General features: G+C 70.8%; 20 protein-coding genes. 10 read left to right on the plus strand and 10 right to left on the minus strand.

The genetic code is table 11. The features are described 5' to 3' along the window. Positions 1-115 precede the first annotated feature (115 nt). Both AB0K12_RS01620 and AB0K12_RS01625 read left to right on the plus strand, forming a co-directional pair. Positions 116-835, plus strand: a complete 720-nt coding sequence (locus AB0K12_RS01620) for a PIG-L deacetylase family protein (protein WP_364554890.1) — start codon at positions 116-118, stop codon at positions 833-835. 55 nt (positions 836-890) lie between these two features. Then, positions 891-1,595: a CPBP family intramembrane glutamic endopeptidase gene (locus AB0K12_RS01625; protein WP_364554892.1), complete on the plus strand. Its 705-nt coding sequence runs from the start codon at positions 891-893 to the stop codon at positions 1,593-1,595. A 261-nt stretch (positions 1,596-1,856) separates the two neighbouring features. Here the strand turns inward: AB0K12_RS01625 and AB0K12_RS01630 are convergent, their stop codons facing one another. The 3 genes from AB0K12_RS01630 to AB0K12_RS01640 form a co-directional block, all read right to left on the minus strand. Then, positions 1,857-2,102 carry a WhiB family transcriptional regulator gene (locus tag AB0K12_RS01630; protein ID WP_364554894.1) on the minus strand — a complete coding sequence of 82 codons (246 nt, stop codon included), beginning with the start codon at positions 2,100-2,102 and terminating at the stop codon, positions 1,857-1,859. 81 nt (positions 2,103-2,183) lie between these two features. Further along, entirely contained in the window at positions 2,184-2,846 is a 663-nt protein-coding gene (locus AB0K12_RS01635; RefSeq protein ID WP_364554895.1) for a neutral zinc metallopeptidase, read from the minus strand. Positions 2,847-2,860: 14 nt separating this feature from the next. Continuing rightward, positions 2,861-4,324, minus strand: coding sequence for a glutamate--cysteine ligase (locus tag AB0K12_RS01640; protein ID WP_364554897.1), 1,464 nt, complete (start codon positions 4,322-4,324; stop codon positions 2,861-2,863). A gap of 142 nt (positions 4,325-4,466) precedes the next feature. Between AB0K12_RS01640 and galE the strand changes: the two genes are divergently transcribed. Then, positions 4,467-5,444, plus strand: a complete 978-nt coding sequence (galE, locus tag AB0K12_RS01645; protein WP_364554899.1) for a UDP-glucose 4-epimerase GalE — start codon at positions 4,467-4,469, stop codon at positions 5,442-5,444. Between the two features lie 82 nt (positions 5,445-5,526). Here galE and AB0K12_RS01650 read toward each other — a convergent pair whose 3' ends face one another. Together AB0K12_RS01650 and AB0K12_RS01655 are read right to left on the minus strand one after the other, a co-directional pair. Continuing rightward, on the minus strand, positions 5,527-6,393 hold the full coding sequence (locus tag AB0K12_RS01650) for a hypothetical protein (protein WP_364554901.1): 867 nt from the start codon (positions 6,391-6,393) through the stop codon (positions 5,527-5,529). A gap of 80 nt (positions 6,394-6,473) precedes the next feature. After that, positions 6,474-7,277 (minus strand): hypothetical protein, encoded by an 804-nt coding sequence (locus AB0K12_RS01655; RefSeq protein WP_364554903.1) that lies wholly within the window; start codon positions 7,275-7,277, stop codon positions 6,474-6,476. Positions 7,278-7,634: 357 nt separating this feature from the next. On the opposite strand from AB0K12_RS01655, the gene sucC reads away from it, so the two are divergent. The 3 genes from sucC (at position 7,635) to AB0K12_RS01670 (ending at position 11,487) form a co-directional block, all read left to right on the plus strand. Continuing rightward, a complete protein-coding gene (gene sucC / locus AB0K12_RS01660) occupies positions 7,635-8,816 on the plus strand; it encodes an ADP-forming succinate--CoA ligase subunit beta (protein WP_364554905.1) in 1,182 nt (393 codons plus the stop codon). Between the two features lie 3 nt (positions 8,817-8,819). Then, positions 8,820-9,695: a succinate--CoA ligase subunit alpha gene (gene sucD / locus AB0K12_RS01665; RefSeq protein ID WP_345395968.1), complete on the plus strand. Its 876-nt coding sequence runs from the start codon at positions 8,820-8,822 to the stop codon at positions 9,693-9,695. Between the two features lie 175 nt (positions 9,696-9,870). Continuing rightward, complete coding sequence (locus AB0K12_RS01670; RefSeq protein ID WP_364554907.1) at positions 9,871-11,487, plus strand: DUF6350 family protein; 1,617 nt, start codon at positions 9,871-9,873, stop codon at positions 11,485-11,487. 1 nt (position 11,488) lies between these two features. Here the strand turns inward: AB0K12_RS01670 and AB0K12_RS01675 are convergent, their stop codons facing one another. Then, positions 11,489-11,839 carry a hypothetical protein gene (locus AB0K12_RS01675; RefSeq protein ID WP_364554909.1) on the minus strand — a complete coding sequence of 117 codons (351 nt, stop codon included), beginning with the start codon at positions 11,837-11,839 and terminating at the stop codon, positions 11,489-11,491. Between the two features lie 143 nt (positions 11,840-11,982). Here AB0K12_RS01675 and purN point away from each other — a divergent pair, with 143 nt between their 5' ends. The 3 genes from purN to AB0K12_RS01690 all read left to right on the plus strand — a co-directional run bounded on the left by purN (position 11,983) and on the right by AB0K12_RS01690 (position 14,607). Beyond that, entirely contained in the window at positions 11,983-12,612 is a 630-nt protein-coding gene (gene purN, locus AB0K12_RS01680) for a phosphoribosylglycinamide formyltransferase (protein WP_364554911.1), read from the plus strand. Further along, a complete protein-coding gene (purH, locus tag AB0K12_RS01685) occupies positions 12,609-14,150 on the plus strand; it encodes a bifunctional phosphoribosylaminoimidazolecarboxamide formyltransferase/IMP cyclohydrolase (RefSeq protein ID WP_364554913.1) in 1,542 nt (513 codons plus the stop codon). Before purN ends, purH begins: the two co-directional genes overlap by 4 nt. A 277-nt stretch (positions 14,151-14,427) precedes the next feature. After that, positions 14,428-14,607 (plus strand): hypothetical protein, encoded by a 180-nt coding sequence (locus tag AB0K12_RS01690; RefSeq protein ID WP_345395977.1) that lies wholly within the window; start codon positions 14,428-14,430, stop codon positions 14,605-14,607. A 329-nt stretch (positions 14,608-14,936) separates the two neighbouring features. Here AB0K12_RS01690 and AB0K12_RS01695 read toward each other — a convergent pair whose 3' ends face one another. From AB0K12_RS01695 to AB0K12_RS01710, 4 genes are all read right to left on the minus strand, one after another. Further along, positions 14,937-15,080, minus strand: a complete 144-nt coding sequence (locus AB0K12_RS01695) for a hypothetical protein (protein WP_364554916.1) — start codon at positions 15,078-15,080, stop codon at positions 14,937-14,939. Between the two features lie 104 nt (positions 15,081-15,184). Further along, positions 15,185-16,393, minus strand: a complete 1,209-nt coding sequence (locus AB0K12_RS01700) for an ROK family protein (RefSeq protein ID WP_364554918.1) — start codon at positions 16,391-16,393, stop codon at positions 15,185-15,187. After that, positions 16,393-17,088, minus strand: a complete 696-nt coding sequence (locus AB0K12_RS01705) for a hypothetical protein (RefSeq protein ID WP_364554920.1) — start codon at positions 17,086-17,088, stop codon at positions 16,393-16,395. Before AB0K12_RS01705 ends, AB0K12_RS01700 begins: the two co-directional genes overlap by 1 nt. Positions 17,089-17,618: 530 nt before the next feature. Beyond that, positions 17,619-22,019 (minus strand): NEW3 domain-containing protein, encoded by a 4,401-nt coding sequence (locus tag AB0K12_RS01710; RefSeq protein ID WP_364554921.1) that lies wholly within the window; start codon positions 22,017-22,019, stop codon positions 17,619-17,621. 479 nt (positions 22,020-22,498) lie between these two features. Here AB0K12_RS01710 and AB0K12_RS01715 point away from each other — a divergent pair, with 479 nt between their 5' ends. Further along, entirely contained in the window at positions 22,499-23,350 is an 852-nt protein-coding gene (locus tag AB0K12_RS01715; RefSeq protein ID WP_364554923.1) for a bifunctional methylenetetrahydrofolate dehydrogenase/methenyltetrahydrofolate cyclohydrolase, read from the plus strand. Positions 23,351-23,484 lie beyond the last annotated feature (134 nt).

Raw genomic sequence — 23,484 nt, forward strand, 5'->3', positions numbered from 1 at the left:
ACAGAGACTTGGGTCGGCACCCACCCAGGGTAAGACGCTCCACCGACAAAAGGCGCCCGGAATGCCGACGAGAGGGTGCCGGTTGACCCCCACAGAAGGTCAGGAAAGAGGGATCATGCTGCCTGAGAGCGAGATCAACCGCGTGCTCGTGGTGAGCGCCCACCCCGACGACGCCGACTTCGGCTCCGCCGGGACCATCGCGCTGTTCGCCGACCGGGGGGTGGAGGTCACCTACCTGCTGGTCACCGACGGCGACGCGGGCGGCAACGAGCGCACGCTCGACAACTCCGGCATGGCCGAGCTCCGCCGCACCGAGCAGCTCGCCGCCGCCAAGGCCGTGGGCGTCAGCGACGTACGCTTCCTCGGCTACTCCGACGGCCAGGTGACCCCCACGCTTGAGCTGCGGCGCGACATCGCCCGGGTGATCCGCCAGGTCAGACCCGACCTCGTCATCACCCACCACCCCGACCGCAACTACCAGTTCATCGCCCCCAGCCACCCCGACCACCGCGCGGTGGGCGGCGCCGCCCTCGACGCCGTCTACCCCGACGCCCGCAACCCCTACGCGTTCCCCGAGCTGCTCAAGGACGAGGGCTTGGAGGCGTGGACCGTCCGCGAGGTGTGGCTCAACGGCGGCCCCACCCCCAACCACTGGGTGGACATCACCGCCTCGATGGACCGCAAGCTCGCCGCGCTGCAGTCGCACGTGAGCCAGGTCGCCCACGTGGAAGGCTTCGCCGACTTCGTCAAGAGCCGCTTCGGCGCGTGGGCCGAACAGGCCGGCTTCGGCGAGGGCCACTACGCCGAAGGCTTCCAGGTGGTCCCCACCGCCTGACCCCCAGGAGAGAGTGTGCGGGCGTTTTCCGTGAGGTGGGACGTAGCCTGCAAGGATGCTGCTCCGCTCGATCGCCGTGCTGGCCGCCGCCAACGTGCTCAACAACAAGGTCGTCCCCCGCCTGGGACCGCTGACGTCCACCCTCGCCACCGGCGCGCTCGTCGCGATGGCCCGTAGGTCCGGGCTGACGTGGGAGGAGATCGGGTTCGAGTACGGGCGCCGGGGAGCGGTCGCGGGGGGTGTGCTGGCGGCGGCGGTGGCCGCGGTCTACACCGTGGGGGTGGCGTCGCCGCGTACGAGGCCGCTCTTCCACGACGAGCGGGCGCTGTCGTTGTCGCGCGCCCGGGTCTTCGAGGAGGCGCTGCTTCAGGTCCCCCTGGGGACGGTGCTGCTGGAGGAGGTCGGGTTCAGGGGGGCGCTGTACGGCATGCTGCGCAAGAGCCACGGCACGGTCGCCGCCACGGCCGTCTCCTCCGGGTTGTTCGGGCTGTGGCACATCCTGCCGTCGATCGACATGGCGCGGGCCAACCCGGCGCTGGGCGCGTTGACGGCCGGAGAGTCGCCCGGGCGGCTCGACGTGGCCCGGGTGGTCGTGGGCAGCGTCGTGTCGACGGCGGCGGCCGGAGTGCTGTTCTGCGAGCTGCGCCGGCGCCGGGGCCTGCTCGCCCCCGCCATGCTCCACCTCGCCACCAACTCCCTCGGCTACCTCTTCGCCCGCCTCGCCGCCCCCCGAGAGCCCGCCCCGCCCAAGCCCCTGTAACCGACCTGACCGCAAAAGCGCGGTGCGGGCAGGAGGGGGGTGACCGCCCGCACCGCTCGTGAGATCAGCCGGCCTCGCGCGGCGAAGGCGACACCGCCGCTACGTCGGCCGCGACCTGCTCGCCGGCAAGAAGGCCCTGATCACGGGCGGCGACTCGGGCATCGGCCGGGTTTGTCTCGCGCTGTGTCGATCGCTTGTCGGGTCTTGGACGACCGGTCGGTGGTTTCCGCGGCACCTGTCGAGGCGCCGCGGGTGGGGTGGTCAGGAGGCGGTCGGGCGGGTGAGGCGGGTGCGGCGGCGTTCTTCCGGGGTGAGGCCACCCCAGATGCCTTCGGACTCGCCGGCGTCCAGCGCGTACGCGCGGCACTCCTCCACGACCTGGCAGCCGGCGCAGATCGCCTTCGCACGGGCCTCCTGCGGCGGGGTGGGGGCCAGGGGGAAGAAGAGGTCAGGGTCGCTGGTGCGGCATGCCCCCCTGCGCAGCCAGCCGATCTCCTCCAGTGGCATGGACCAAAGGTAGGCCGAGGACAAGATCGGTGGCATCATCCTCTGGGTTGAACCCTGGCGTACGACCAGGCGATTACGTCGTCAGCAGGCGGTGACGCCGTTCTGGTAGCCGGCGGCGAAGGACCTCTGGCGTTGTTCGGCCGTTCCGTGGGCCGAGGGGTCGAGCCAGTCGTCCGTGGGGTCGCCGGCCGCCGCCAGGCTGTAGAGCAGTTCCTCCTCGTCGCCCTCCTCGGCGGCCAGGGCGCCGGACGCGACCATGCCGCTCAGGGCGGCGCCCGCGTAGCAGTCGGCCTGAAGCTCCATCTGGATGTTCAGCTGGTAGCCGGTGCGGAGCTGCGCCTGTACGGCATGCCCGAACTCATGCGGGATGATGACATAGACGGATCCGTCGCCCATCTCACTCCACAAGGACTCCATCCAGTCCTGGTCGAACGCGATGAAATGCCCCAGCGGGCAGTAGAAGGCGTTGTTCGGGACGGCGGGCTGGTCGCCGCAGCTCGGCCCGAAACGTCCCGAATAGGGGATGAAATCGTTGATAGGCTGATAAGTCCGGCCGGACTCCTGGAACTGCAGCCGCCAGAACTCCTCCGTCAGCGTCCGCGCGGTCCGTACGTCCCCCTCGAACGTGTCGTCCCCCGCCCTGTCCATCGACTCCCGCCGCACCACCCCACAGCCCGTCGAGACGACGACCAGGACCAGCGTCAGGACGGCGGCCACGAACCGGGCCGAGCGGGACGAAGACACACCTCCAGCATGCGTCACGCGTCCCACGTGTGCACGGGTTCGTTGGTGTGCATGCGTTCGATGTACTCCAAGGTCATGGCCCGCAGCGCCGCATGCCGGTCGCCGCCGTGCGCGCGTACCCGGTCCACCTGCCAGCTCGCCCCCGTACGCCCCGTCAGGCACCGTCCCTCGATGACGGACAGCAGCCGATCGGCGGAAGCCCCGTCCACGCCCCACTTCGCCAGCCCTTCACGCGCCAGAGGCAGCAGCCGCCGCAGGATCAGCTCGGCGGCCGGCACCTCGCCCACTCCCGGCCAGTACAGCCGCGCGTCGAGCCCGTGCCGCGCGGCGGCGGCCAGGTTGTCCGCCGCCGCCTGGAACGACATCCGGCTCCAGATCGGACGCTCGTCGTACGGCAGCACCTGCATCAACCCGTAGTAGAACGCCGCGTTGGCCGCGATGTCCACGACGGACGGCCCCGCCGGCAGCACCCGGTTCTCCACGCGGAGGTGCGGCACCCCGTCGACGACCGCGTACACGGGCCGGTTCCAGCGGTAGATGGTGCCGTTGTGCAGGGTCAGCTCGTGCAGCTCGGGGATGCGGCCCCGGTCGAGCTCGGCGCGCGGGTTCTCGTCCGCGCAGAGGGGCAGCAGGGCGGGGAAATAGCTGACGTTCTCCTCGAACAGGTCGAAGACGCTGGTGATCCACCGTTCGCCGAACCACACCCGAGGCCGTACGCCCTGCGTCTTCAGCTCCGCCGGCCGGGTGTCGGTGGCCTGCTCGAACAGCGCCATCCTGGTCTCCCTGTGCAGCTCCTTGCCGAACAGGTACGGCGAATTGGCCGCCACCGCCACCTGCGGCCCGGCGATGGCCTGGGCGGCGTTCCAGTGCGCGGCGAACATGTCGGGGCTGACCTGGAGGTGCAGCTGCACGCTGGTGCAGGCCGCCTCGGGGGCGAGGCTGTCGGCGTGCGTGTCGAGCCGTTCGACGCCCTCGATGCACAGGTGCAGGTCCTCGCCCCTGGCGGCGAAGATCTGCTCGTTGAGCAGGCGGTAGCGGGGGTTCGCCGACAGCGTGCCCTCGCCGATGTCCTGCTCGCGCAGCGTGGGCAGGATGCCGATGAGGACGAGGTGGGCGCCCTCCGAACGCGCGCGTGACTCGGCGTGGTTCAGCCTGGCGCGTACGTCGTTCTCCAGCCGCAGGGCGCCGTCCCCGCTCAGCTCCTGGGGCTCGACGTTGATCTCGACGTTGAACTGGCCCAGCTCGGTCGCCCAGTCCGGCTGGGCGATGGCGGCGAGCACCTGGGCGTTGCGCATGAGGGCCTCGCCCCGCGCGTCCACGATGTTGAGCTCGATCTCCAGCCCGGCGAGCGGGTGCTCGAACGCGAAACGGGACTCGCGCAGCATCCGGGCGAACACGTCGAGGCAGCGGTGCACCTTCTCCCGGTATTGCCGGCGATCGTCCCTGCTGAACACGACGACCGGCACGTCCCTGCCCATATCTCGAAATGTCGCACGCCGAGGCCGACTAGGCCATACCGGGAAGGCAAAGGAACCCCCGTTGTCCACAGGCTCGTTCGAGTTGTCCACAGGTTGACTCAAGGTCCGCGGCGGGGCCCGCGGGGCTGGCTAGGGTGCAGGCATGCGCGTACTGGTCACCGGTGGAGCCGGTTACATCGGGAGCACGATCGCCTCCGCGTGCCTCGACGCGGGGATCGATCCCGTGATCCTCGACAGCCTCGTCACGGGGCGGCGGGAGTTCGCCGAGGGGCGGGTGTTCTACGAAGGCGACATCGGTGACGGGCCGCTCATCGACAAGATCTTCACCGAATGTCCCGACATCTCGGCCGTCATCCACTGTGCCGCGCTCATCGTCGTCCCCGACTCCGTGGCCGACCCGATCGGCTACTACCGTGCCAACGTCGCCAAGAGCCTCGACTTCGTCGAGCACCTGCTCCGCAACGGGTGCACGCGCATGATCTTCAGCTCGTCGGCGTCGATCTACCAGGCGGGCCACGACCACACGGTGACCGAGGAGTCGCCGCTGGCCCCGCAGAGCCCGTACGCGCGGACGAAGGCGGTGTGCGAGGGCATGTTCGCCGACATCGCGGCCGGCCGGCCCATCAAGATCCTGTCGCTGCGCTACTTCAACCCCGTCGGTGCCGACCCCCTCATGCGGACGGGCCTGCAGCTCCGCCGCCCCAGTCACGCGCTGGGCAAGATGATCGAGGCGTACGAAGAGGGCGTCCCCTTCCAGATCACCGGCACCGGCTACCCCACGGCCGACGGCACCGGCATCCGCGACTACATCCACGTCTGGGACCTGGCCGAGGCCCACGTGGCGGCCCTGCGGCGGTTCGACTCGCTGGAGGCCGACGTGATCAACCTCGGCACCGGCTCAGGCACCACCGTCCGCGAGCTGGTGGAGGCGTTCAACCGGGTGGCCGACCGCCCGATCGAGACCGTCGAGGCCCCCGCCCGTCCAGGCGACGTGGCCGGCGCCTACACCCGCAGCGACCGCGCCCGCGAGCTGCTCGGCTGGCAGACCCGCTTCTCACTGGAGGACGGCATCAGACACTCACTCGAATGGGCCAGCCTCCGCCCCACCCGCCTCCCCTGACCCCGAAAGGGGCGGCGGGTGGGGCGAGGCGGGGCCGAAGCACCGGCCCGGCTCAGACCGGGCCGGTGCCGCAACGCGCGGGTCAGCCGGCGAGGCTGCCGATCGGGAGTTCGAGGCTGGAGATGTCGTCCTCGCCGTTCTCGAACGTCGTGGTCACCTGGTCGGCGGGCGGAGCCTTCACCGTGACCTTGCCGCCCCAGCCGGTGTAGCGGGTGTCCACGCTGATGCTGCCCGTCTTGCCGAGGCCGGGCACCGACATCGGGTACGTCGTCACGAGCCGCGTCGGACGGCCCGCCTTGTCGACCGTGAGCTTCCAGCTGATCGACGCCTTCATCGCCGTGGCGGAGGGCTTGTCCATCCAGCTGGAGCGCAGCCAGGGGGAGACCTTCCACAGGTCGGCCAACCTGGCCTTGCCCGCGTAACCGCTGCCGGTCGCCTTGGAGCGCTTGAGCAGGGTCGCGAGGGTGACGGGCTCGGCCACGTTGATGGGCTGGCCGTAGGTGCCGGTGAAACCGCCGGTCAGGCCCTTCGGCATCTTGTACCAGGGCTTGTCCTCGGGCAGCAGCGCCGACCAGATGTTGCCCGACAGGTAGGAGGTGGTGCCGACGCGGATCGTGCGCTCGGGCACGGTCAGCGCCTTCAGCAGCGTGCCCATCTCGCCGTCGCCCACGTCTTCCAGGTCGCTGGCCTTGATGTTGATCTTGCCGGTGATGTCCGAGGCGGCGACGCCCGACTTGCCGAACTGCAGGGCGCCGGTACGCCGGACGAACACCTGACGGAGGCGACCTTCGCTCAGCGTGGTCCGTTCGGTGAACTTCACCCCCTTGCCGGGGACGAGCTGCTTCTTGACGGCCGCCACCGGGTTCTTGGGGGCGGCGGCCAGCGCCGGGGTGGCGCTCACGAGAGCAGCGGTCGTGGCTAACGCCACGCCGGTCAGGATTCGCTTCATGCGGATTCCTTAGGTGTTGAGGAGGAGTTGCTGATGTGCGCCGGGGCCTGAAGGGAGAGGCCCCGGCGCGGGTGTGGCGGCTACTCGACCGCGCTGAGCGAGTTCAGCGACCCGTCGGGAATGCTCTGCGGCACGTCGCTCTCAGTGCTCAGCTCGCTGACGTCGACCACCTCGTCCGCCGGCGGGGCCTTGATCGTGACCTTGCTGCCCCAGCCGGTGTAACGGGTGTTCACGGTGGACGTGGTCTTCCCGAGGATGCCGAAGTCCAGCTTGTACTCGCTGCGGACCCGGGTGACCAGACCCTTGGAGTTGACGTCGAGCACGTACGAGATCGCGACCTTGCCCAGCCGATTGTCGACCTTCTCCCCGTAAAGCCGGCCGAGCCGGCCGAAGGTGACGGTCCCCCGGTACGAGCCGCCCTTGAAGCTCTTGGCCCCCGTCACGAGCGCCTTGAGCACCTTGGGCCGGAAGATGTCCAGCGGCTGGCTGCCGGCCCGCCCACCGGTCTGGTTCGGGTAGCGCACCCACTTCTTGCCGTCGGGAAGTTCATCGCTGAACAGCCCGCCCTTCGCGTACGTGTAATTGCCGACCGTGACCATCCGCGGCGGCGCGCCGAGGGAAGGCCCCGCGCCTTTCACTCCGGTACGCAGGTCCATGGCCACGATTCCGGACTTGCCGAATCCGATGGCGCCGTTCGTGGTGATGCTCACGGCCCCCGTAGAACCCGCGGCCGTGCGGGCGGACTCGGAGATCCGCACGCCGTGCCCGGTGACGTACTGCTTCTTCAGCGCTTTCACCGGGTCTGCGGGCGCGGCCTGCGCGGGCGCGGCGGTCACGAATGCGGCCGACGACGCCAGCGCCAGCCCCGCGACAATTCGCTTCATAGGGTTTCCTTCGGCATTAGGCAAGAACGAGGAGCAAGCCTGACATTTGAAGATCACGAACATATATCGAGCGAAGGGTCTTATGTCGGCTAAACCGTGCAATTTGTGTGCAGAGTCCGTCCTGAAGAAGTGAGATCACCGTCACATAGCGGAAGAACCGCGACCCGATGACCTGGGCAGGTCAAGCTTCGGGCTAGGCTTCACTGGCGGAAACGCCCGGCACGACCCCTGAGCGTAGGAGCTCGCCGTGACAGAGCAGAGCGAGGAACGAAGCCCGCGCACGGCGAAGCGCACGCGACCATCAGCACAGATGCCCGGGCCGTCGAACATCAGTCGGATAAGCAAGGACGGACCCTCGTGGACCTGTTCGAACATCAGGCGAAGGAGCTCTTCGCTGACTACGGCATCCCGGTGCCACGCGGCATCGTCGCCCACAACGTGGAGGAGGTGCGGTCGGCGGCTCAGGAGCTGACCGGCCGCGTTGTCGTCAAGGCCCAGGTCAAGACCGGCGGCCGGGGCAAGGCCGGCGGTGTGAAGGTGGCCGACGACGCCGCCGACGCCGTGGCCAAGGCCGAGGCCATCCTCGGCATGGACATCAAGGGCCACACGGTCCACAAGGTGCTGGTCGAAGAGGCCAGCGCGATCGCCGAGGAATACTACTTCTCCTTCCTGCTCGACCGGGCGAACCGTACCTTCCTCGCCATCTGCTCGGCCTCGGGCGGCATGGACATCGAAGAGGTCGCCCACACCGCGCCCGAGAAGGTCGCCAAGGTTCCCGTCTCGGCCCTGACCGGTGTCGACCGCGCCAAGGCCCGCGAGATCGCGGCGGCCGGCGGCCTGCCCGAGAAGGCGCTCGACGGCGCCGCCGAGCTCATCGAGAAGCTCTGGTGCTGCTTCGTCGACGAGGACGCCTCGCTCGTCGAGGTCAACCCGATGATCCTGTCGGCCGACGGCCAGGTGAAGGCGCTCGACGGCAAGGTCACGCTCGACGACAACGCCGGCTTCCGCCAGCCCGACCACGAGGCGCTGGCCGACAAGGCCGCCGAGGACCCGCTCGAGGCCAAGGCCAAGGAGAAGGACCTCAACTACGTCAAGCTCGACGGCGACGTCGGCATCATCGGCAACGGCGCCGGCCTGGTCATGTCCACGCTCGACGTGGTGGCCTACGCCGGTGAGGCGTTCCCCGGCAAGCCGTCGCCCGCGAACTTCCTCGACATCGGCGGTGGCGCGTCCGCCGAGGTCATGGCGGCCGGCCTGGAGATCATCCTGTCCGACCCCAGCGTCAAGTCGATCTTCGTGAACGTCTTCGGCGGCATCACCGCCTGCGACGCCGTCGCCAACGGCATCGTCTCGGCGTTCAAGCTGCTGGAGAGCCGCGGTGAGGCCGTGACCCACCCGCTGGTGGTCCGCCTCGACGGCAACAACGCCCAGCTCGGGCGGCAGATCCTGGCCGACGCCGCGCTCCCGCGCGTCGAGCTGGTTGACACGATGGACGAGGCGGCCAAGCGCGCCGCCGAGCTCGCTGCGGTAGGTGCGTGACCCATGGCCATCTGGTTGACGGAGAACAGCAAGATCATCGTTCAGGGCATGACCGGTGGTGAGGGCACCAAGCACACCCGCCGCATGCTCGCCTCCGGTGCTCGCGTCGTGGGCGGTGTCAACGCCCGCAAGGCCGGCACCACGCACGAGGGCCTGCCCGTGTTCGGCACGGTGAAGGAGGCGATCGAGCAGACCGGCGCCGACGTGTCGGTGGTGTTCGTGCCGCCGAAGTTCACCAAGGACGCGGTCAAGGAGGCCATCGACGCCGAGATCCCGCTCTGCGTGGTGATCACCGAGGGCGTGCCGGTGCACGACTCGACCGAGTTCTGGGCGTACGCGGTGGCCAAGGGCAACAAGACCCGCATCATCGGCCCCAACTGCCCCGGCATCGCCTCGCCCGGCGCCTCCAACGCCGGCATCATCCCCGCCGACATCACCACCGCCGGCCGCATCGGCCTGGTCTCGAAGTCCGGCACGCTCACCTACCAGCTCATGTACGAGCTGCGCGACTTCGGCTTCTCCACGGCCGTCGGCATCGGCGGTGACCCGGTCATCGGCACCACCCACATCGACGCGCTGCAGGCGTTCCAGGACGACCCCGGCACCGACGCGATCGTGATGATCGGCGAGATCGGCGGCGACGCCGAAGAGCGGGCCGCCGCCTACATCGAGCAGCACGTCACCAAGCCCGTCGTCGCCTACGTCGCGGGCTTCACCGCCCCCGAGGGCAAGACGATGGGCCACGCGGGCGCCATCGTGTCCGGCTCGGCCGGCACCGCCCAGGCCAAGAAGGAGGCCCTGGAGAAGGTCGGCGTCCGCGTCGGCAAGACCCCCTCCGAGACCGCCCGCCTCATGCGCGAGATCATGCAGGCGCGCTGATCGTTTCCCGAAGGGCTCCGCGTGGTATGCCGCCATGCGGAGCCCTTCGCGCGTCCGAAAGCCCCTACGCCCTCGGCGAAGAAGCGACAGAACGCGGCGATACCCGGCGCGTCAACCAAGCTTCGGTCGGGAAAGCTTGAGAAAATCGCCTACTGTGACGGCGATCCTCGACCAGTTGCGTACTGCCCCCCGGTCGGTGCTCGGCAAGCTCCCCGGAGCCCCGAGCGACGACGACGAGACGCGGCGGCCGCTGCCGGTGTCGGGAATGCTGGCCGCCGCCTGCACGCTCGGTGTCGGCCTCGCCGTGCTCACCACGCTCACCCTCGTCGGCTGGATCGCCGCGCCGCGCGGCACGCTGGGCGCCGGGCTGCCGGGCGTCTTCCGTACGGCGGCGCAGCTCTGGCTGGCCGCCCACCACGCCGGGTTCGCCATCCCCGGCGGCCGGGTCGGGCTGCTGCCGCTCGGCCTCATGATCCTGCCCGCCATGCTGCTCTACCGCGCGGGCCGCTGGATGGCCCGCGACGCCGACCTGCGGCTGCGGCTGCCCGCCCGGCTGCCCAAGAACAGCCCGAAGGAGCAGGCGGGCGCCAGGCGGCGGGCCCAGCTCGTCCTCGTCGTGCAGGCCGGGGTGTCGCTGGCGGCCCCCTACGCGCTGCTGGCCGGGCTGATCGCGCTGGTCGCCGGCAACCAGATCACCCAGCCGTTCATCGGTGAGGCGCTGCTCAGCCACTTCCTGCTGGCCTTCCTCGCCGGCTCGCTGGCCACGGCGCGCATGATCGGGCCCTGGCGGGTCATGCTGCGGCTGCTCCCCGAGCGCGTGCGCGCCCTGACCGTCGGCACGGCGGTCGCCACCGCGGTGCTGGTGGTGGCCGGGCTCGCGCTGGTGCTGCTCGCGGTCGTGCTCAACTTCGGGCAGGTCAGGCAGCTGTCGGAGGTGCTGTCGCCGGGGTTCGTGGGCGGGGTGCTGCTCATCCTGCTCCAGCTGCTCTACCTGCTCAACGCCGTCGTCTGGGCGTTCTCCTACATCGCCGGGCCCGGCTTCGCGATCGGCGCCGACACGCTGGTCGCGCCCACGGGCGTGCAACTCGGCACCGTGCCCAGCCTGCCGATCCTGGGCGCGCTGCCCGAGAGCGGGCCGGTGCCGGCGTGGATGATGGCGGTGATCGCGCTGCCGTTCGCGGCGGGCGCGGTGGCGGGCGTGATGGTGGCCCGCATCTCGCCCTCGCCGTCGTACGAAGCCGCTCCGCTGTGGGGGTTCCTGTCCGGCATCACCAGCGGGCTGGTCGCCGGGGTGCTCGCGGCGCTGTCGGGCGGGCCGATCGGCGGCGGGCGGCTGGCCACGGTCGGGCCGTCGCCCTGGGAGGTGGCGCTGTCGGTGGCGCTCGAGGTCGGCGTGGCGGCCGGCATCTCCGCGGGCGTCACCAACCTGCTGCTGCTCAACAAGAAGGCCAGGGCGCCGCTCGACAAGGCCGCCGCCCCCGTGCGTAAAGCCGGAGCGGCGCTGGCCAAGGCGGCGAGCAAGGTCGGGCTCGCCGAGAGCGACCCGCGCCCGCTGCCCGGCCACTGGCTCGACGCCACCGAGGCCGACACCCAGGAGATCCCCGTCATCAGGGACGACTGGCAGGACGAGCACGCGTCGGCGGAGGCCGAGACGCTGGCCCAGGCCCGGCCCCGGCTCGCCGAGCCCGAACCGGCCGCGGCCCGCCCGCCTCGCAAGGACATCGTGGACGAGTCAGACGACCGGGGCGGCCACGTGATCTACGTCGACCCTTACGCCTGGGATCGCGACTAGGTCAGGGCTGCATGGTGCCGAGCATCTGCAGGACGTCGGCGGGAAGCTTGCGCTGCGCCGCCTCCTTGAACTCGGCGAAGCACTCACCCTGCGAGGCCACCGTGCCGGCGCCCTTCATGCACTCCGTGTAGGCGGAGTATTCGTCCGCGAGATAGAGCTGCATGGCCGTGGCCCCCGCCGACAGCGCGAGCGCGAGCGAGGAGACGGTGATGCCGCCCACCGCCACGCCCGTGGGCCTGCCCTCGCTCTTGAGCAGCGGCAGCGCCCGGACCCCTGCCATCAGCGCGAACAACGCCATGACCAGGCCCGCGAGGGGCAACATGAACGTCATGGCCAGCGCTGCGATGGACAACCAGATCGCTCGGCGGCCCGCGGAATCCGCGGGCTGCTGACCTGCCGGTGCCTTCACCGGTGTCGACACCTGACCTCCTCTGCGTCGCCGGACGATGAACAGATACCCTGTGACCCCCACCCTGTTTCCTCATTGGAGTGTGCGTGTCTAAGGCTGGGCGGCTCGTCGTCCTCGTCTCCGGCTCTGGAACCAACCTACAGGCCCTGCTGGACGCTTCCGCCGATCCGTCGTACGGCGCTCGCGTGGTCGCGGTGGGCGCGGACAGGGAGGGCATAGAAGGGCTGGTCAGGGCCGAACGAGCACAGGTCCCGACATTTGTCGAAAAATTGGGTGATTACGCAACTCGGGCGGAATGGGATGCCGCGATCGCGGCCCGCATCGCCGCGTACGAACCCGACCTCGTCGTGTCCGCGGGATTCATGAAAATTCTGGGCACCCCCACCCTCGACGCCTTCCCCGTGCTCAACACCCACCCGGCGCTGCTGCCGTCGTTCCCCGGCGCCCACGGCGTACGCGACGCGCTCGCCCACGGCGTCAAGATCACCGGCTGCACGGTGATGCTCGCCGACGAGGGCGTCGACACGGGGCCCATCGTGGCGCAGGCGGCGGTGCCCGTGCTCCCCGGCGACGACGAGGAGGTCCTGCACGAGCGCATCAAGCAGGCCGAGCGGCGCCTGCTCGTCGAAACCGTCGGCCGGATGGCCCGCGAGGGCTGGACGGTCAGCGGACGTATGGTCCGCATCGGCAACCACACAGGAGGGGAAACCACGTGACTCGCATCGCCATCCGGCGCGCGTTGATCGCTGTATACGACAAGTCCGGGCTCGAAGAGCTGGCCAGAGCCCTCGACGGTGCCGGGGTGGAGATCGTCTCGACCGGTGGCACCGCCGCCGCGATCTCCTCCTTCGGGATCCCGGTGACGAAGGTGGAGCAGCTCACCGGGTTCCCCGAGTGCCTCGACGGGCGGGTCAAGACGCTGCACCCGCGCGTACACGCCGGGCTGCTGGCCGACGTCACCAAGCCGCACCACGTCGCCCAGCTCGACGAGCTCGAGATCGACCCCTTCCAGCTCGTGGTCGTCAACCTCTATCCGTTCCAGCAGACGGTGGCCTCCGGCGCGTCCGACGCCGAGTGCGTCGAGCAGATCGACATCGGCGGGCCCGCCATGATCCGCGGTGCCGCCAAGAACCACAACACCTGCGCCGTCGTCGTCGACCCCGGCTTCTACGGCGACGTGCTCAACGCCCTGTCCGAGGGCGGCTTCACCCTCACCGAGCGCCGCCGGCTCGCCGGCATCGCCTACGCCCACACCGCCTCCTACGACGTGGCCGTGGCCAGCTGGTTCGGCGGCACGTACGTGGGCGAGGGCGAGTTCCCGCAGTTCACCGGCACCGCGTACGAGCGCAAGGCCACCCTCCGCTACGGCGAGAACCCGCACCAGCGCGCCGCCCTTTACACCGCAGGCGAGGGCGGGCTGGCCAACGCCGAGCAGCTGCACGGCAAGGAGATGTCCTACAACAACTACCTCGACGCCGACGCCGCCTGGCGCGCCGCGTGGGACTTCTCCGACCCCTGCGTTGCGATCATCAAGCACCAGAACCCGTGCGGCATCGCCGTCGGCGCCGACGTGGCCGAGGCCCACCGCAAGGCCCACGCGTGCGACCCGGTCTCCGCGTACGGAGGCGTCATCGCGGTCAACCGGCCCGTCACCGAAGAGCTGGCCCGGCAGATCTTCGACGTGTTCACCGAGGTCGTCATCGCGCCCGACTTCGACGCCGAGGCGCTTGATGTGCTGCGCGGCAAGAAGAGCCTGCGCCTGCTGCGCTGCCCTTCAGGGCCGGCCGACCCGACCGAGTTCCGCCGGATCGACGGCGGCCTGCTCGTCCAGACCACCGACCGCGTCGACGCGCCCGGCGACTCCGCCGCCCAGTGGGAGCTCAAGACCGGCGCCCCCGCCTCGCCCGAGGTGCTGGCCGACCTCGAGTTCGCCTGGCGGGCCTGCCGCTCGGTGAAGTCGAACGCCATCCTCCTCGCCAGCGACGGCGCCACCGTGGGCGTCGGGATGGGCCAGGTCAACCGCGTCGACTCCTGCCGCCTCGCCGTCACGCGGGCCGGCGAACGCGTCGCCGGCTCGGTCGCCGCCTCCGACGCCTTCTTCCCGTTCCCCGACGGGCTGGAGGTGCTGGCGGAGGCCGGCGTACGGGCGATCGTGGAGCCCGGCGGCTCGGTCCGCGACGCGGAGGTCATCGAGGCTGCCGAAAAAGCCGGCATCACCCTCTACTTCACCGGCACCCGCCACTTCTTCCACTGATCAGCCCCAAACAGATGGCCCGCTTCCGTCATCCGGAAGCGGGCCATCCCCACGTCATGGCCTGGCTCGCCGGCATCACGGGGCTCAGGGGCTCACGGGGTTCGCGGGGCTCACGGGGCTCACGGGGCTCGCGGAGGGCCGTGGGAGGTGCCATCGGGTGCGACATCAAGACCAATCTGATGGATCTTGTCGCTTTTATCCCTTTCTGTAGCGAGCAGTCGCCAAGGAACGTTAGCCTGAACTCCTCCTCCCCACTCCCGTCCCTCGGAGTTCTTCCATGGCGCTCGACGCATTCCTGCAGGCCTTCGTCGCCTTGAACGGCTTCTCCTCCAGCCCCATCGTCCTCGTGGTGCTCGCCCTCATCGGCGCCTACCTCGGCGGCCGCATCGTGGAGGTCATCCCCTTCACCCGCCGCATCATCGAACGCCGAGAAGCCCAACTCGCCGAACGCGAGTAACCACCCTCTGGCGAGACCCAGGCTCACAACAGCGCAGATCGCGCCACCAGTCCACCCACCGCAGCCACCCCCCACAGCGCCTTCTGGAACAACAACCGGGGCAGTCCGGACGCCCGCTCCGCACATTCACGCGCCGCATCCCCACGACGCGTTCCTGGGCGACGGCTCGGGCATCTCGGACACCGCTCGGCACACCAACTCAGCTTCCAGGGCCGGATCTACACCACCCGACGGGATGTGACCCTTCACGGCGCTTTCCGGAGTGAGGGCTTGAGCGTGCGGCCCGCCGCTTCGCGCACCCACATGTCGTTCCCACGGCACATGCCCAGCTACTGCCCGGGCACGTCGTTAACCGCTTCCCGCGCCGACCTGGCGCGTCCCCGTCCCCACGGCACGTGCCGTAACAACTGCTCGGTCATGCCGCGCACGTCGGTCATGCCGCGCACGTCGGTCATGCCGCGCACGTCGGTCATGCCGCGCACCGCTTTGCGAGTCGACGCACCGCGCCCCCACGGAACCACCCGGGAGGGCGCACCCCTCTGGGCGACCCGCAGCGGTGAGGAGTGCGGGCTGCTGGTCAGGTTGTTGACTTGAGGGCTTGCCAGGCCAGGTTCGCGGCGCCGGCGAGGCCCGCTCGGACTCCGAGCGTGCTCTGCTTCACTTGGACCGCCCGGACGAACGCCAGCCCGGCCACGTCGTCAAGTGCTCGCTCCAGCGGGTCGAACAGGACGCTGCCCGCCGCCGACACGCCTCCACCGATCACCACGGTCGTGACCTCGGCGGCGGCCGCTGTGGACGCGATCATGCCCGCCAGTGCCCTGGCGCCTCGCTCGAACGCCTGCACCGCGATCTCGTCCCCGGCGGCGGCATCCCGCGCCAACGCCCGTGCGTCCGCCCGTTGTCCCTCGCCCTGAGCCCTGCCCTCCTCGTTGTGAGTGTGCTCCTCGTCCCCAGGACTCCCGTTCACCCGGCCGTCCCCGAAGGGTCCGCTACCGTCCCCGAGAGGTCCGTCCTCTACAGGCCCGTTGCCTCGACCTCCCCCAAGAGGGCCGTTCTCTCGGTTGTCCGCGAAGGGTGCGACCCCCTGGCTTCCCTCAGTGCTCCCGTTCCCTTGCTTGTCCCGAGCGGTCCCTGCCCCTGGGTTCGCGTCGTGAACGTGGACGAGGGACTTTTCTGGGACGGCGGTCGCCGAGGCGTCGGGGGAGGGGGACCAGCCGTTGTCCAAAGCCCAGCGGGTCATGTTCGGGCCGCTCGCGTAGCGTTCCACGCAGCCTCGGCCGCCGCACTCGCAGCGTTCGCCGTACGGGTCGATGCTCATGTGCCCGACATGTCCGGCGTTGCCCGTGGGGCCGAGGAGCGGGGCGCCGTCGATGACCAGGCCGCCGCCGATGCCGGTCGACACCACGATGCCGAGTAGCGACGAGCAGCCGCGTCCGGCGCCCAGCCAGTGTTCCCCCAGCGCGAAGCACTGCGCGTCACCCGCGAGCAGCGTCGGCAGCCCGGTCAGCTTATGAACCTCGTCCCGCAACGGGAACCCGCGCCAGCTCGGCATGTTGACGGGGCTCACGGTGCCGGTGGCCAGGTCGAGCGGGCCGGCGCAGCCGATGCCGACCGCCTGGGGCGCCGGGCCGCCTGCCGTCACCTCCGCGATGAGGGCGGCGAGTGCGGACATGACCTCCGTACGCGGGGTCGGCCGGGTCGCTGAACGCAGGATGCAACCCTCCTCGTCCACCAGCGCGGCGGCGAGTTTGGTCCCTCCGATGTCAATGGCAAGTACGCAGTTCATCAGTGTTTGTGGTGGTTGTCGGGCTGGCGGGGGTCGCCAGGATGCTCCAGGCCGGGAACGAGGGTGACCTTCCTGGCCCGCATGTCGTCCACCCAGCGCGCGAACGCCTTACGCCGAGCGGCGGCCAGAAGGTCGTTGTCGTGACCGGTCGGCCCGGAGGTGGGGTGAGGCAGTGTCTGCACATTTCCTTCCGGTTCGTCGGACTGTGGTTCGTCGGACTGCGGTGCGGTGGCGGCTGTGGGGGACGGTGACGTGGGGGCGGTCGTCCCAGGTGGCGGCGTGATGGTGGTCGTCTGGCCAGGTGGGGTGGTGACGGTCGTCTGGTGTGGTGGGGAGGGGGTGGGCGTTTCGGGTGGGGTGGCGGTTGCCATGTGCCAGCCGAGGGCGTCCCTGATCGGGCCGACCAGGGTGTTGTACGGATGGCATTGGAGGGCTTGGGCGATGGCGGTGGGCAGGGAGTCGAGCGTGATGAAGCCGAGAGGTTCGAGGTCGGAGGGTGTCGCTGCCTGTGCGTCCGAGAGGGTGTCGAACAGGCGGTGGCGTACGTGGTGGCGGGGCGGTTGATCGGGGGTCGGTGGGCGGCGCCATTCCTCCGGGACGGTCACCGTGGCCGTGACGTGCTCGAACACGGCCCGCACCCAAGGGCTGGCGTTGTAGGCGGCGGCGTTGATCGAACCGAGTTCGACCGCGGCCACCCGATCGAGCGTAAGGGCTGCCGTCACGGCCGCTTTCGCCGGGGCGTCCGAGGCAGCGTGTTCTTTGGGCGACGGGGGAGTCGGGGTCGCCTGCGGTCCTACGGACAGGGTCGGGGTCGCCTGCGGTCCTGTGGACAGAGTCGGGGCCGCCTGCGGTCCTGTGGAGAGGGTCGGGGTCGTCTGTGGTCCTACGGACAGGCCGATCTCGGTGGCGGTGGACTCGCAGAGGGCTTCGGTGAGGATGACCTGGGTGAGCCAGCGAGCGAGCTGACGGTCTTCCGAGGAGCCGGGCACGGGAAGGGCCGAGCTGAGCGGGCCGTCCCGGAGTGCGGCGAGGCGAGCGTCAAGGCGCGCACGAGGGACCGGACGGCCGTCGATCCACCCGATCACCGCCGTCTCCGGTCCGCCTCCGGCCACTCCACCGACCTCCGTCGCCGGGTGGCCTCCGGCCGAGTCGCCGGCCACCGTTGTGGGGCTGCCTCCGGGCGGAAAGGCTGAGCTGTTGGGCTTGGTTGGGGGGTTCGCCGGTCTCATCGGGTCACCTCCAGGCGTACTGCGGGGGTGTACTGGCAGCGGCCGAACCACATGACCTTGGCCAGGGCCCACGCGTGGCCGGTCGGGTGGTCGTGGGGGACCTGCACCGGGAACGACACCTCGGCGGTTGTCCCTGCGGCCACCGTGAAGCCCTTGATGACCTCCGGGAGCAGGGACCAGGTGCCCCAAGGCGAGGCCAGCTGGGCTTCGCCGCGGATCTCGTCGGCGGTGGTGTTGGTGAGGCGCAGGGTGAGCTGGGCTCGGTCGCCGGGGCTCAGGGTCAGGGAGTCCTCGACGGTGGTGATCGACAGGCCGGTGGGGCGGGCCGTGTCGGCGGTGGTGCCGCGGGTCGCCTTGGCGAGCTCGGGTGGGGTGCCGGGGACGGGCAGCTCGGGGGCGGGGCCGATGGCGACCGTGGTGATGTCTTCGACGAGTTGCCCGCCGGTGTGGGTGCGGGCGGAGATGAAGTGCAGGCCGGGCTCGGGGTCGGCGGTGGGCGTCACCGTCACGGGGAAGCGGAGGTGTCCGCCGGGGGTGAGGCGGAACGGGCGGGCGGACGGGGTGGCCGTCCAGCCCTCGGGAACGCGGATCTCGGCGACGCCCTCGTGGGCGGTGTCCGTGAGGTGGGAGGCCAGGACCACCTCCACCTCGAACGGTCCCTCCGGCGACTCCACGAGACCGGGCGTGACCGCGATGGAGACCGGGAGGTAGCCCAGGGGCGCCGGGCCCTTGTTGTGCAGCCAGTAGCGGCTGTAGACGGGCTGGGCCTGCTCGGTCGTGCGCGCGAGCTCCGCCGCCGTGGATGGGAGCGGGGCCGTGGATGGGAGCGGGGCCGAGGACGGGAGCGGGGCCGAGGTGAGGTAGGTGGCGACCTCGAAGCCACCGAGGTCGATGCTCGCAGGCGCAGGCGCAGGCGCAGGCGCAGGCGCAGGCGCAGGCGCAGGCGCAGGCGAGGGGGTGGGGGTGGGGGTGGGGCCTGCGGGCTCATCGATGGCCGCGGGCGTGCTGGCTGCGGCGTCGGAGGATGCGAGGGAGCCGGGTGCTGGCGGGGTCTGCTCGCTGGGGGCGGCGGGGGTGGCGTTCTCGGTCGTGCGGGTCAGCGCGTTGGAGGTGGGTGTCGGGGGGTGTTCGAGGAGGTTGGCGGGGGTGAGGGTGTGCAGGTCGAGGACAGGTGAGGTCAGCTCGGCCCGGGTGCCCAGGCCGGTGGATTCGATCAGGCGGATCGTTACGGCGGAGGTTTCCGAGGACCCTTCCGTGCGGCCGTGGGCGTGGGGGTTGCCGGTGGATTTGAGGGTGCTCAGGAGGACGTCGCGCTCGGGGGACACCGTAAGCAGGGAGTGGACAGATGGGAGGGAGCCCGTCTGCGGGGTGTCGAGGTGGCGGGTGTGGAGGGGGGTGATGTGTTCCTGGGCGGCTGCGGGCAGGCGCAGGGCGCGCCAGTCGCCGGGGCCCGAGACCAGGGAGTAGGAGAACTCGTGCGTCCAGTGCTGGAGCTGGAAGCCGGAGCCATCGGGGGTGGTGCGGCGGGGCGGGTCGAGCCAGATGCCGGAGGGCCAGCCGGTGCAGGACCGCATGAGCGACAGGTGCAGCGCGCCGGACGGGTCGACCGCGAACCCGGGCAGCCCGTACGCCAGCAGCGCCACCGTACGGTCCTCAAGGCGCTCGCCGCCCAGCGGGCACACGGCCTCGATGGTCGCGTCGGCCAGGTCGGCCACCAGGTCGGCGATGGAGCCGGTGACGATGAGGGCCGGGAGCGCCCGCAGGTCGCGCAGGTCGGCGCTCGGCTGCCAGGTCTCGGGCAGCGGGCGCTCGGCGGGGATCCAGACGCGGGTGGCCCCCTCGCTCAGCGCCTTCGCGTAGGACTCGTCGGCCCTGGCGAGCAGGTCGGCGGCCACCGGGTTGGTGTCGGGGCCGCCCAGCACGAGGCGTACGTCGGGCAGGTTGGAGTCGACGTCGAGCCAGCCGTAGCGGGTGCCGTCGGCGGACGAGGTGGTGGCGGTGACGCCGGCCCTGGCCAGGGCCACGACCAGGTCGCGGGCCTGCGGAGCGTCGTCGAGGGCGGGCACCACGACCTCGGCCACGCCGAGCGCGCGTGCGCCCGCCGCGCCCAGATCGACCTTCGCGGTGGCGGAGAGGCCGAACCAGGTGTTGGCCGGGTTGTCGAGCGTCCACGGGTGGTGGGCCGTGTCGACGTCGGGCAGCGCGAAACCGCGCCCCACCACGGCCCCCGAGACGTCGGACACCGGCAGCGCCCCCTCCACCCGGGCCGGGAACCGCACCCGCAGCAGCCGGTCGGCGCCCGTGTGGTCGAGGACGCGGGTGGTGAAGTCGATGCGGTCGGAGCCGGCCGGGAGGGTGACGACCTGCTCGTACGTGATCTCACCGACCTGCCCGGTCACGATCAGCCGCCGCCCCACCGGGCTGACCTCGGCGCGCACACCGGTCGCGGCGGCCGACGACGAGCCCACGACGTGGCCGGTCGGGATGAGGTGCCAGGGCCCCTCGCCCATGTCGGGATGCTGCGGATATTCGTCGTAGAGGCGCAGCTCGTTGCCGGGGCCGGTGAGGACCTCTTGGCCGGTGGTGCGGTCGACGATGGAGACGAGGGTGCCGCCCTTGTCAGGGTCTGCGGTGATCTGCCAGCGGTCGTTGTCGATGGTGACGCCGGACGCCGGTTGCCACGTCTCGGGGGTGCCGGGCACCACGTGGTACGTGCGCCAGCCCACCGACGGCACGTCGCGGGCCAGGAACGTGAGCGTGCCGCCCTCCGCCACGGCGGGCACCGGGACCCCGGAAGGGTCGGCCAGCACGTGACCCTCGGGCAGGGCGGCCGAGGCCAGGCCGTCACGCGCGAACGGCAGCGTGTTGGCGACGAGCACCCCCGGCGCGTCGGTCGTGACCTGGGCGGACAGGGCCGACAGGGCGTTGTCGCGGGCTTCGGCGGCCAGGTCGTACGCCTCGCGCCAGCCGGTCAGCAGGTCGATGTAGACCTGGTCGGACTCGGAGCCGGTGATGGCGTCGTGGTGGGCGCCGTAGGCGAGCTGCCGCCACACCTTGTCGAGCGCCGTGTGCGGGTAGCCGCCCAGCCCCAGCGCATGGGCGAACGTCGCCAGCCGCTCCGCGTCGAGCGCCGCCACCTCGGCCGCGCGCTGGGCCTGCTTGGTGTCGATGTAGGAGACGTCTTTCCCGGTGTAGATCGGGTTCATGTCGCGCGTCTGGGGGCTGTAGGACGACAGCCCGGCGCGTACGGCGTCGAGGAAGTCACGCGGGACGGCGCACACGAACCTGGGCCACACGTAGCGGGCCGCCCACGTGCGGTGGATGTCGGTCACCCACTTGTTGGGCGGGGTGTAGTCGGTGCCGACCGGAAGCAGGATGTTCTTCGTCGCGGCCACCGGCTTGAGCGAGCGGTAGAGGTCGTAGACCGCCTGGCAGGCGTCCTCAAGGGACGGCGACGAGTCCATCCACCAGCCGGCGGAGTAATGAGCCGGCATGTAGTGGGTCAGCACGCCCTGCCCCGACGGCGCGATCCACTCGAACTCGCTCGGGAACTGCATCAGCGCCGCGTCGTTCTTGGCCTCTTTGAAGTTCTTGCTGATGGGGCCCCACTGGTGGAACGGGCCGCGCGCCCACGCGCTGGCCGTCAACCCGGCCGCCGCGAGGTAGCCGGGGAACTGCGGGTCGTGGCCGAACACGTCGAGCTGCCACGCCGTGCGCGGGTCGCCGCCGAGGATGTCGCGCTGGTAGCCGATGCCGTAGACGAGGTTGCGGATCGTGGTCTCGGCGCCGGTGAGGTTGGTGTTGGGTTCGTTGTACGTGCCGCCGACCAGCTCCACCCGGCCCTCGGCCATGAGGGTTTTGAGATCGGCCCGGCGCTCGGGATGGGTGTCGAAGAACGGCTTGAGGTAGTCGACCTCGGCCAGCACGAACCGGTAGTCGGGGTCGCGCAGCGCCAGCTCGATGTGGGCCTCGACCAGGGCGAACGCGTTGCCCTCCCAGAGCGGCCTGGTGGTGGCGTCGGCCGACAGCAGCTCCCACGGGCTGGTGTAGGCGGCCTGCGTGTTCCACCACACGGGGTCGTAGTGGAAGTGGGACACCATGAACATCGTCCAGCCCGGCTCCTCGGCCGTGATCTCGACCTCCAGCTCCTCGCCGTCGAGGGTGAGCAGGCAGGGGACGGTCGTGCCCGGTTGGGCCGACACCTCCAGCGGGACCTCGTGCACTCCCGCTTCCGGTGGGATCGTGACATTCCCGGCCAGCCGGACGCCCGCGCCGCGCAGCTCCAGCGACGACTCGCGCTCGCCTGCCGCCACGGTGACGCGCAGGACTTGGTGCGGCTCTTCCTGGGAGCCGACGAACAGGTCGGTGGACTCGGCGGACAAGAGGCGGTACGGCAAGGGGGACCTCCGGACGCGTGGTGCTGGCGCCGAAAACACTAAGCCTTCGCCGAATCGATGACAACGATGTCAGCCTCCGGCTGTGGATAACCCGCCTCGGCCGCTCGTGGCCTGTGGATAAGTCACCGGAATCGACGGCAACCGGTACACCACGAACGGACCGCGTCCCGCCGGCGCGGGCCGCGTGGGCGGCCGTCCCCTGGGAGCCGGCCGCCACCACTTCGTGCTTCGTGGCGCGGGACGGCGGTGGGCGCGGGTGGTGGCGGAACCGGGCTTGCGGCGTCTGTGATGTGAGTGGCCGTCCTCTGGGACTCGGCTGCCACCACTTCGTGGCGCTGCACGGTGGCGCGGGGTGGTTGGCGCCGGAACCGGGGCCCGGCATCTGGTGGTGTGGGGTGGTCGGGCTGTGGGGCTTGGCGTCCGTGGCCAGGGGTGTGGGGTGGTGCGGGGGAGGTCAGGGGACATGACAGGATTGCGGCATGAGCGCTGTGAAACTCGATGGCAAGGCCACCGCCGCAAAGATCAAGGCAGATCTCACCAAGCGGGTGGCCGCGCTCAAAGAACGCGGGATCACGCCCGGCCTGGGCACCGTTCTCGTGGGGGACGACCCCGGCAGCCAGATCTACGTCGCCGGTAAGCACCGCGACTGCGCGGAGGTGGGCATCGCCTCCATCCGCGTCGATCTGCCGGCCACCGCGTCCCAGACCGACGTCGAGGCGGCCATCGACGAGCTCAACGCCTCACCGGCGTGCACCGGCTACATCGTGCAGCTCCCCCTGCCCAAGCACCTCGACACGATGGCGCTGCTCGAGCGCATCGACCCGGCCAAGGACGCCGACGGGCTGCACCCGGTCAACCTCGGGCGGCTCGTGCACATGGTGGACGCGCCGCTGCCCTGCACGCCCCACGGCATCGTGCTGCTGCTGCGCGAGTACGGCGTGCCGATCAAGGGGGCCGAGGTCGCCGTGGTCGGTCGCGGCATCACGGTGGGGCGCTCGCTCGGGCTGCTGCTGACCCGGCGCAGCGAGAACGCCACGGTGACCCTCTGCCACACCGGCACCCAGGATCTGGCCGCCCACGTGCGGAGGGCCGACATCGTCGTGGCGGCGGCCGGCGTGCCCGAGCTGATCACGCGCGACATGGTCAAGCCGGGGGCCGCCGTGCTCGACGTCGGGGTCTCACGGGTGGCGGGCAAGATCGCCGGGGACGTGGCTCCGGACGTCGAAGAGGTCGCCGGCTACCTCACGCCCAACCCGGGCGGCGTCGGCCCGATGACCCGCGCCCTGCTCCTCGCCAACGTCGTCGAGGCCGCCGAACGCCGGCTCGCCTGACCCCGGCACCCCGGGCCCGGCTCGCTCTGGGCCCGCAACCCATGAGGTCACGGGCCCCATGGACCCTCAAGGAGCCGGCGCCCATGGGCCCGTGGACCCTGAAGGACCGGAGCCCATGAGGTCCGCGAGCCCTC

The organism is Nonomuraea sp. NPDC049419, assembly GCF_040676995.1.
Taxonomy (GTDB): domain Bacteria; phylum Actinomycetota; class Actinomycetes; order Streptosporangiales; family Streptosporangiaceae; genus Nonomuraea; species Nonomuraea salmonea.